The sequence below is a fragment of the Serratia sp. HNCC26DJ244 genome (genome assembly GCF_057180565.1).
The window spans coordinates 284,928-292,770 of record NZ_JBXUGO010000003.1; the positions used below are offsets into that span (position 1 = coordinate 284,928).

Here is a 7,843-nt window from a genome sequence, read left to right on the forward strand (position 1 = left end):
TGTTTAACCAGGTTTGTTTTCATGAAAAATATTCTTTCCATACAATCTCATGTGGTCTTCGGGCACGCGGGTAACAGTGCAGCAGAGTTTCCCATGCGCCGAATGGGGGTTAATGTTTGGCCACTGAACACCGTGCAATTTTCTAATCATACGCAGTACGGGCAGTGGACCGGTTGTGTCATGCCTGCCAGTCACTTGACAGAAATAACCCAAGGCATTGCAAATATCGATAAACTGAAAACCTGCGATGCGGTGTTAAGTGGTTATATCGGTTCACCCGAGCAGGGCAGCCATATTCTGGACATTGTGCGCCAAGTCAAACAGGCTAATCCCAATGCCTGGTATTTCTGTGATCCGGTGATGGGTCACCCTGAAAAGGGCTGCATTGTGGCACCGGGTGTCGCAGAGTTCTTCTGCCAACAAGCTTTGCCTTGTTGCGATATTGTGGCCCCGAACCTGTTGGAGCTGGAAAAGTTGGCGGGGCATGATGTTCATAATGTTGAGCAGGCGATTGCTGCGGCGCGGGAGTTGATCGCCAAAGGGCCGAAAGTGGTATTGATAAAACACCTCAGCCGAGCTGGTTATGATTTGGATTGTTTTGAGATGCTGTTAGTCACCGCCGACGAAGCCTGGCATATCAGCCGTCCTCTGGTGGATTTCGGCTCACACCATCCCGTGGGGGTGGGGGATTTGACGAGTGGCCTGCTACTGGTGAACTTGCTTAAGGGGGAGGGGCTGGCTAAAGCACTGGAACATGTTACGGCGGCGGTATATGAAGTGATGTTAACCACCCAGGCGATGGGGGAGTACGAGTTGCAGGTAGTGGCAGCACAAGACCGTATTGTTGAGCCGGAATGTCAGTTCCGCGCAGTAAAATGTTAAATATACCCGTCACCAATGGAGCTGCAGCGGTGTTGGCTGCCTTTACTCACCCCAGTCACTTACTGGTGTAAGCTCCTGGGGCTTCGCTCAGTTGCCGCCTACCTGCAACTTCATTGAATTTGGGTCTAGATCCCCGGCTCACTGGTAGCCGGGGTCATCAACTTACTTTAAACCTTCAGCTTTTAACGCCGCTTCTACCGCAGGGCGCGCTGCTACGCGCTCAACGTAAGCCTGCAGATGAGGGTATTTTTTGAGATCAAACTGCATATGCGGCGCCCAACATAACACGTTGAACAGGTAAGCATCGGCTACGCTGAAACGCTGACCTAACAGATAATCCTGTTTCTCTAGCACTGAATCCAGATAGCTGAATTGAGACGCTAACTTTTCACGCACAATGACTTTATATTCATCAGGTGTCTTGGGGTTAAACAGCGGACTAAAACCTTTATGCATCTCAGTGGCCACATAGTTCAACCATTCGATCGCGTGGTAGCGGGCAAGGGTTCCTGCTGCTGGGAGCAAATTACGATCCGGTACGCGGTCTGCCAGATATTGCACAATCGCTACACCTTCGGTTAATAGACTACCATCATCAAGCACTAATGCCGGGACTTGCCCTTTAGGGTTGATTGTCAGATAGTTGGCGCCACTTTCTGTTATCTTTTGCGCTAAATCGACTTTCTCCGCAGTAAAATCGAGTCCAGCTTCACGCAAGACAATATGTGGTGACAGGGAACAAGCGCCAGCTTTATAGAACAATTTCATCGAAAACTCCTTGATAAGATGAAGGACAGACAAGTTCAACTACACATCCTAGTGCTCTGGCGGCAAAATTACAGCGTTTTTGCCAACAATTTTTTTACCTTTTAACGACATCAACGCGGCCACCTATTTTGGCAGCCGGGCTGAAATAGTAAATGATTAACGGTGGGGCCGGGTACTGATGGAGGCTGTCCAGTTGAAGGTGCTGTCTGTCGGTTTGGCACGGTTGGCTTTGCGTTCTGCCCGCGCCACTTTGGCTATTTTTTCTCGTGCCGCCATAATGCGGTCAATGGCTTGCTCTTTAATCTTATTCTGTTCAGAGTTGGTTAACGGGCGTTCAAGGTTTTTGCGCGCTCTATCCAACTCCGTTTTTACTTCACGTTGTTCACTTTCTGTCATCTCTTTCAGCGTTAACTTTTTCATCATGACACCCTATGTTGTGAAGTTGAACTGCCACTGTACTGGTTTTATAACCGAAAATTTGTTGTTTATCGCCATTTTTTTGCAAGATATCGTCAGGACGGGTGTTGCCCTCGGTGGTTGCTGGCTATGTTCAGTTTACACTGAGAGTGATTTAACAGCTTCCGGGAGGCTGCAACTCAAATTATTCAGAGTCAATACTGGTTATAATTCAAGTTGCAGCGGTGGGCGTTAGACTTAGTTAGCTGTCACGACTTGTGCTTTATTTTCCGTATCTTCCTCTGTATCAAGCGTCATGCGATACAGTTTCGGTGCGGTTAACGCCATAATTACGGCAATAACCGCAGTAACAATGCCGATCTGCATAAATACGTGGCTGTAAATTGCCAGTGAGGCATGGGCATCGTTGATATCAGCAGGGACAGCAGTCAGCCCTGCCACCTTGCCGGCAATCAATGCTGCCGCTGCGGTGGTCAGGAACCAGGAACCCATGATAAAGCCCATCAGCCGCTGAGGAACCAGTTGTGCGACCATTGCCAGGCCCAGCCCAGAGATCATCAGTTCACCAATACTTTGCAGGGCATAGCACAGAATCAGCCAATTAACCGATACAATGCCTTGTTCGTTGGCGAAGGTGGCGCCCCATGGCAGCACCAGGAAGGCACCGGAACAGAGGAACATCCCAAAGGCAAACTTGTGTGGCATCGGTAGGCGATCACCCATCTTGTTATACAGTGCCGCCAAGAGTGGGCTGGCCAGCATGATCCAGAATGGGTTCAATGCCTGGAATTGCTCTGGTTCAAAGGTAATCCCCAGAATACTGTGTTCAACATTATGGATAGCGAAGAAGTTCAGTGAGGTTGGCATCTGGCTGTACAGCACAAAAAACACCACGGCTTCCAACATCAGCAGAAAGGCGACGATCATCTTGCGGCGTGCCGCACCTTCTAACATAAAGGTTTGCTTGGCAAAGATCACAATGATCCCTACAGAGATCACTGCCAGCGCCCAGCGTGCAATGGTCTGGTTATGCAGCAACCAACTGGACACTGCGATCAGTACCACAACCCCCACAAGAACCATCAGCAGTTTCTGTATCTGCAACGGTTGAAAGTCGGGTTTGGAGCCGTATTGCTTAACCCAACTGCGGCACATCATAAAATTGACCAGTGTAATCAGCATCCCCACCACACTCAGTGAGAAGGCGACACTCCAGCCATATTTAGCGGCCAACCATGGGGTAGCCAGCATGGAGAAAAATGAACCGATATTGATGGACATATAGTACATGGTAAATGCACCGTCCAAACGTGGGTCATCTTTCTCATAGCAGGTAGACAGCAAAGAAGAGGGGTTGGCTTTGAACAGCGCACTACCCACGGCAATGGTCGCCATCCCCAGGTAGACCCAGAAAACTTCGTGACCTGAATAGGCAACCATGGCGTAGCCACAAGCCAGAATGATGGCACCTAATACAATGACCCGCTTTGAACCCAACACTTTATCGCCGAGCCAGCCACCGACGGCGACAAAGCCATAAACCAGCGCACTAAAGGAAGAGAACAGAGTAATGGAGTCGACTTCACTCAGGCCCAGCATTTTGACCAGATAGACAGCCATAATGCCTTGTAGGCCGTAATAGCCAAAACGTTCCCAGAGCTCAATGGAGAAGATCAGATAGAACGCTTTAGGCTGTTTGAATGCGTTAAGGCTAACGCTTTCGGATGATTTGTTGTTTGCAGTTGACACGGGTACCTCTAGTTTTTTTACTGTCCGCACGATCACTGTCCGTTGATCAATACGGGAAACGGCAAAAGTGGTGCAGGGCTGCACCCTTTTATACTTAAAACTCTAAATAGATCATGTTGGCAGCAGGCCGGCTGTGTGCCGGGACAAAAACGCAACGTGAAAAATGATGAGTATTCGATGTTTTAGGATGGAATAACGGCGGCTAATGTTCACTATCTTTGTCAATGAGGCAAGCATTTTGACATGTTCTGTTACATATAATCATTACAACGCTAAGTAACTATGTTAAAAAACTTATGCAGAATTAACGCTCGGTATTTTCATGATTGACAAATTATTATTTCAAAATGAAATAATAACTCCCAGCAAGATTAATATCCCTTTTAATTAAATAATTTTAAAACTATATTCTATAAAATATCTACAATAAGGATTATATATCTGAATGTGGTGGCTATGTTGTAGAGGGAAGGGCAAGTTATCAAACCAGGCGATTGTGAAATAAATGTGAAAATAGATCTGTGGCGTAAGTGAAAAAAAAGACACTTTTTCTGCTTAAAAATAATGCAAAGATAGCCGTGTATCCCGACAGTGGTGTTTAATGCAGCATAAAGAACGAACAAGAACTGCATTGTGTATGCAGTCCCCGAACCGGTGATAGCTGGGCAGCAGAAAAAAGCAGGGCTGGAGAGGCTTACTCTGCTGGGTAAACTTTATCTTTAAATTCGCATAAATCTTCGATAATGCAGGAACCACAACGTGGTTTGCGTGCGATGCAGGTATAGCGCCCATGCAGGATCAGCCAGTGATGGCAGTCAACTTTAAATTCGCTGGGTACCACCTTGAGTAATTTTTCCTCCACTTGATCAACATTGCTGCCCGGTGCGAAACGGGTGCGGTTACAGACCCGGAAAATATGGGTATCAACGGCAATGGTTGGCCAACCAAAGGCGGTATTGAGCACCACATTGGCGGTTTTACGGCCCACACCTGGTAATGCTTCCAGCGCGGCACGGTCTTCAGGCACTTCGCCGCCATGTTTTTCCAGCAATAGACGGCAGGTTTTAATCACATTCTCGGCTTTGCTATTGAACAGACCAATGGTTTTGATGTAACCCTTGATACCCTCGACACCCAGCGCCAGCATCGCCGCGGGCGTATTGGCAACCGGGTACAATTTGGTCGTTGCTTTGTTAACGCTGACATCGGTGGCTTGGGCGGAAAGCAATACCGCAATTAATAGCTCAAAAGGCGAGCTATACATCAGTTCGGTAGTGGGGTGTGGGTTGTTATCCCTCAGGCGGGTGAGGATCTCCAGGCGTTTCTCTTTATTCATGGCGCTTTCTCGGACTGTTTTTGTTTGGTTTTTTCATCAATCACATATTTAGCAGCCAATAGCAGTCCCAAGCCGATAAAGGCACCCGGCGGCAGCATGGCTAACAGAAAGGCACTATCAAAATGTATTACTTCAACACGCAACACTTTGGCCCAGTTACCCAGTAACAAATCCGCACCATCAAACAGCGTACCGTTACCCAGCAATTCACGCAGGGAACCGAGAACCAGCATGGCAGCGGTTGCACCAAAGCCAATGGACAGACCATCAATCAGTGCTAACCCCAGTGGTTTTCTGACGGCAATCGCTTCCGCTCGCCCCACCACAATACAGTTGGTGACGATTAATGGAATAAAGATCCCCAAAGATTGATACAAGCCAAAGGCATAGGCATTGATTAACATTTGTACGACACTCACTGCTGCAGCAATGATCATCACATAAATGGGAATACGCACCTCGCTTGGGATCCAGTGGCGAAAGATCGAAATAGCGCTATTGGTGATGGCCAGGACCAACGTTGTGGCTAACCCCAAACCAAGAGCACTGGTCGCGGTGGAGGTGACGGCTAACAATGGGCACAGGCCTAATAATTGCACCAATGCTGAGTTGTTTTTCCATAATCCTTGAACGATTAACTGTTTGACTTCACTCATTCAGTGCCTCCACAGGTTGGCAAGGTATCCAGTTTAGTTGGCAAGGTTTTGATAAAGAGCGCGGTGCGAGCAATTGAGTTCACCACTGCTCGTGGGGTAATGGTTGCCCCGGTGAATTGATCAAACATGCCGCCGTCTTTTTTAACTGCCCAACGTTTATCATCCGGGCCATCAATGGTTTTGCCACTAAAATAGGTAATCCAGTTGGAGATGCGTAACTCAATTTTATCACCAAGCCCTGGGGTTTCATGATGCTCCACCACCCGGCTGCCAAACACCGTACCATTGAAGTCGGCAGCCACTAAGAGCTGAATGGCACCTGAGTAGCCATCTGGGGCGGTGGTTTCAAGTACAGCGCCAATCGGCTGGCCCTGTTTACGCGCCAGATAGAAGCGGCGAGGTGCAGCGCTGCCTAACGCCGGGTCGCTCACCAGAAAACATTCTTTTTGTAAATCATTATCATAGTATTCAGCGGGGATGACCTGATCGAGCAAGGCTTGTTGCTGAAGTGCCGCCTGATGAGCAATGGTGCTTTTGGTCAATTGATAGACCAAAGCAGTCAGGCCGGTGGTCACGGCGGCAAAGAGCGCCAAGGTGATGCCATGTTTACGCATTGAATTCAGCATATCGGTTCCTTAGCGGTGGCCATAGACACGAGGCTGCGTGTAATGATCGAGCAATGGCACAGTCATATTGGCCAATAGCACAGCAAAGGCCACGCCGTCTGGGTAGCCGCCATACACCCGGATAAGCCAGACCAGCAGGCCGATAAGTGCGCCATAAATTAACCGACCGTTGCGGGTGGTGGCTGCAGTCACCGGGTCCGTTGCAATAAAGAAAGCGCCTAACATGGTGGCACCAGAGAAGAGATGAAATAGCGGGGTGCCCTGATGGCTAGGGTCCAGCATCCAAGCTAGTCCGGAACACAGCGTGATTGAGACCAGCATACTGGCGGGGATTTGCCAGTGGATTATCCGACGCGCCAATAGAAATAGGCCACCAAGCAGAAAGCCCAAATTAACCCATTGCCAGCCGATCCCTGCCAACATGCCGCCAAACAACGGCTGCTGCAACACCTGCTCTATGGGATGACCACTACGTAACCCGGTTTTAAATCCATCGAGCGGCGTAGCCTGGCTGATGCCATCAACACCCATCGCGAGTTGATGCAGCGTCATACCTTGTACGCTATGTCCATTGAGAATAGTCAGTAGAGTATCCTGCAATGAGAGTGAGGTGATGCGGAGTTCTTCTGGCGGTAACCAACTGGTCATTTGTACCGGGAAGGACACCAGCAGTACCACATAACCGACCATGGCCGGGTTGAAAGGATTCTGCCCTAATCCACCATAGAGTTGCTTGGCGATCACAATGGCGAAGAAGGTACCAATCACCACCATCCACCAGGGAGCCAATGGTGGGAGGCTGATGCCTAGCAGGAGTGCCGTGAGCAGGGCCGTATTATCTGCCAGCCGAGCTTTTATCGGTTGTTTTCGCATCCCTAGAATAGCGGCTTCCGCCAGTAAGGCCGTGACTATGGCAAAAGCGACCTGAAAAAGCGTACCGTAACCGAAGAATACGATTTGTGCTGCAATACCCGGGATACAGGCCAGTATTACCCACAGCATGATACGACTGGTGCTTTGCTGGTTATGGGTAAACGGGGAACTGGCGATATGTACCCCATTAACGATTTGTTTTTTCGGCCTGAACTTCATAAAATAGCTACCATTTTTTCCATATTATCAGTGTATTACACTGTGGATGCCAGGGTGTATGCCGCAGTGCTGTAGTCGCCGCCATTTCTGGGGTATGACAACGTTCCTCACTCTTTTTCCGCTGTCGGCAATTGTTGTTCAGCTTTTTTGGCTTTAGCCCGAGCGATAGCCGCCGCGATAGCTGCTTTGCGCGGGTCTGGTTGAGTTTCCGCTTCCTCGCTTTCCGGCTGTTCTGTCTGTGGCTCAGCTTTTTTGGCTTTAGCCCGGGCGATAGCGGCCGCGATAGCTGCTTTGCGCGGGTCTGGTTGAGCTTCCGC

8 protein-coding genes and 1 pseudogene are annotated in these 7,843 nt (G+C 49.1%); 1 reads left to right on the forward strand and 8 read right to left on the reverse strand.

What is annotated here, in order from left to right:
- The first annotated feature begins 21 nt into the window (after positions 1 to 21).
- On the forward strand, positions 22 to 882 hold the full coding sequence (pdxY, locus tag AC2A06_RS04400) for a pyridoxal kinase PdxY (RefSeq protein WP_023490183.1): 861 nt from the start codon (positions 22 to 24) through the stop codon (positions 880 to 882).
- Positions 883 to 1,044: 162 nt separating this feature from the next.
- Here pdxY and gstA read toward each other — a convergent pair whose 3' ends face one another.
- The 8 genes and pseudogenes from gstA to AC2A06_RS04440 all read right to left on the reverse strand — a co-directional run.
- A complete protein-coding gene (gene gstA, locus AC2A06_RS04405; RefSeq protein WP_023490184.1) occupies positions 1,045 to 1,650 on the reverse strand; it encodes a glutathione transferase GstA in 606 nt (201 codons plus the stop codon).
- A 156-nt stretch (positions 1,651 to 1,806) separates the two neighbouring features.
- The gene (locus AC2A06_RS04410) at positions 1,807 to 2,070 is read right to left on the reverse strand and encodes a YjbD family protein (protein WP_037386039.1); all 264 of its coding nucleotides are present in this window, start codon (positions 2,068 to 2,070) and stop codon (positions 1,807 to 1,809) included.
- 234 nt (positions 2,071 to 2,304) lie between these two features.
- Positions 2,305 to 3,816 (reverse strand): dipeptide/tripeptide permease DtpA, encoded by a 1,512-nt coding sequence (gene dtpA / locus AC2A06_RS04415; protein WP_473197770.1) that lies wholly within the window; start codon positions 3,814 to 3,816, stop codon positions 2,305 to 2,307.
- A gap of 694 nt (positions 3,817 to 4,510) precedes the next feature.
- On the reverse strand, positions 4,511 to 5,152 hold the full coding sequence (nth, locus tag AC2A06_RS04420; protein WP_484379482.1) for an endonuclease III: 642 nt from the start codon (positions 5,150 to 5,152) through the stop codon (positions 4,511 to 4,513).
- Positions 5,149 to 5,808, reverse strand: coding sequence for an electron transport complex subunit E (locus AC2A06_RS04425; protein ID WP_023490189.1), 660 nt, complete (start codon positions 5,806 to 5,808; stop codon positions 5,149 to 5,151). The genes nth and AC2A06_RS04425 overlap by 4 nt, the downstream gene beginning before the upstream one ends.
- Complete coding sequence (gene rsxG / locus AC2A06_RS04430; protein WP_484379483.1) at positions 5,805 to 6,434, reverse strand: electron transport complex subunit RsxG; 630 nt, start codon at positions 6,432 to 6,434, stop codon at positions 5,805 to 5,807. The genes AC2A06_RS04425 and rsxG overlap by 4 nt, the downstream gene beginning before the upstream one ends.
- Positions 6,435 to 6,443: 9 nt before the next feature.
- Positions 6,444 to 7,526, reverse strand: coding sequence for an electron transport complex subunit RsxD (gene rsxD / locus AC2A06_RS04435; protein WP_484379484.1), 1,083 nt, complete (start codon positions 7,524 to 7,526; stop codon positions 6,444 to 6,446).
- A 107-nt stretch (positions 7,527 to 7,633) separates the two neighbouring features.
- A pseudogene (locus AC2A06_RS04440) lies at positions 7,634 to 7,843 on the reverse strand (electron transport complex subunit RsxC); the annotation flags it as partial.

What these genes read in the sequence shown, in the direction of transcription:
- pdxY (WP_023490183.1), top strand. Translation starts at nt 22, where the DNA reads ATGAAAAATATTCTTTCCATACAATCTCATGTGGTCTTCGGGCACGCG.
- gstA (WP_023490184.1), bottom strand. Translation starts at nt 1,650, where the DNA reads ATGAAATTGTTCTATAAAGCTGGCGCTTGTTCCCTGTCACCACATATT.
- AC2A06_RS04410 (WP_037386039.1), bottom strand. Translation starts at nt 2,070, where the DNA reads ATGAAAAAGTTAACGCTGAAAGAGATGACAGAAAGTGAACAACGTGAA.
- nth (WP_484379482.1), bottom strand. Translation starts at nt 5,152, where the DNA reads ATGAATAAAGAGAAACGCCTGGAGATCCTCACCCGCCTGAGGGATAAC.
- AC2A06_RS04425 (WP_023490189.1), bottom strand. Translation starts at nt 5,808, where the DNA reads ATGAGTGAAGTCAAACAGTTAATCGTTCAAGGATTATGGAAAAACAAC.
- rsxG (WP_484379483.1), bottom strand. Translation starts at nt 6,434, where the DNA reads ATGCTGAATTCAATGCGTAAACATGGCATCACCTTGGCGCTCTTTGCC.
- rsxD (WP_484379484.1), bottom strand. Translation starts at nt 7,526, where the DNA reads ATGAAGTTCAGGCCGAAAAAACAAATCGTTAATGGGGTACATATCGCC.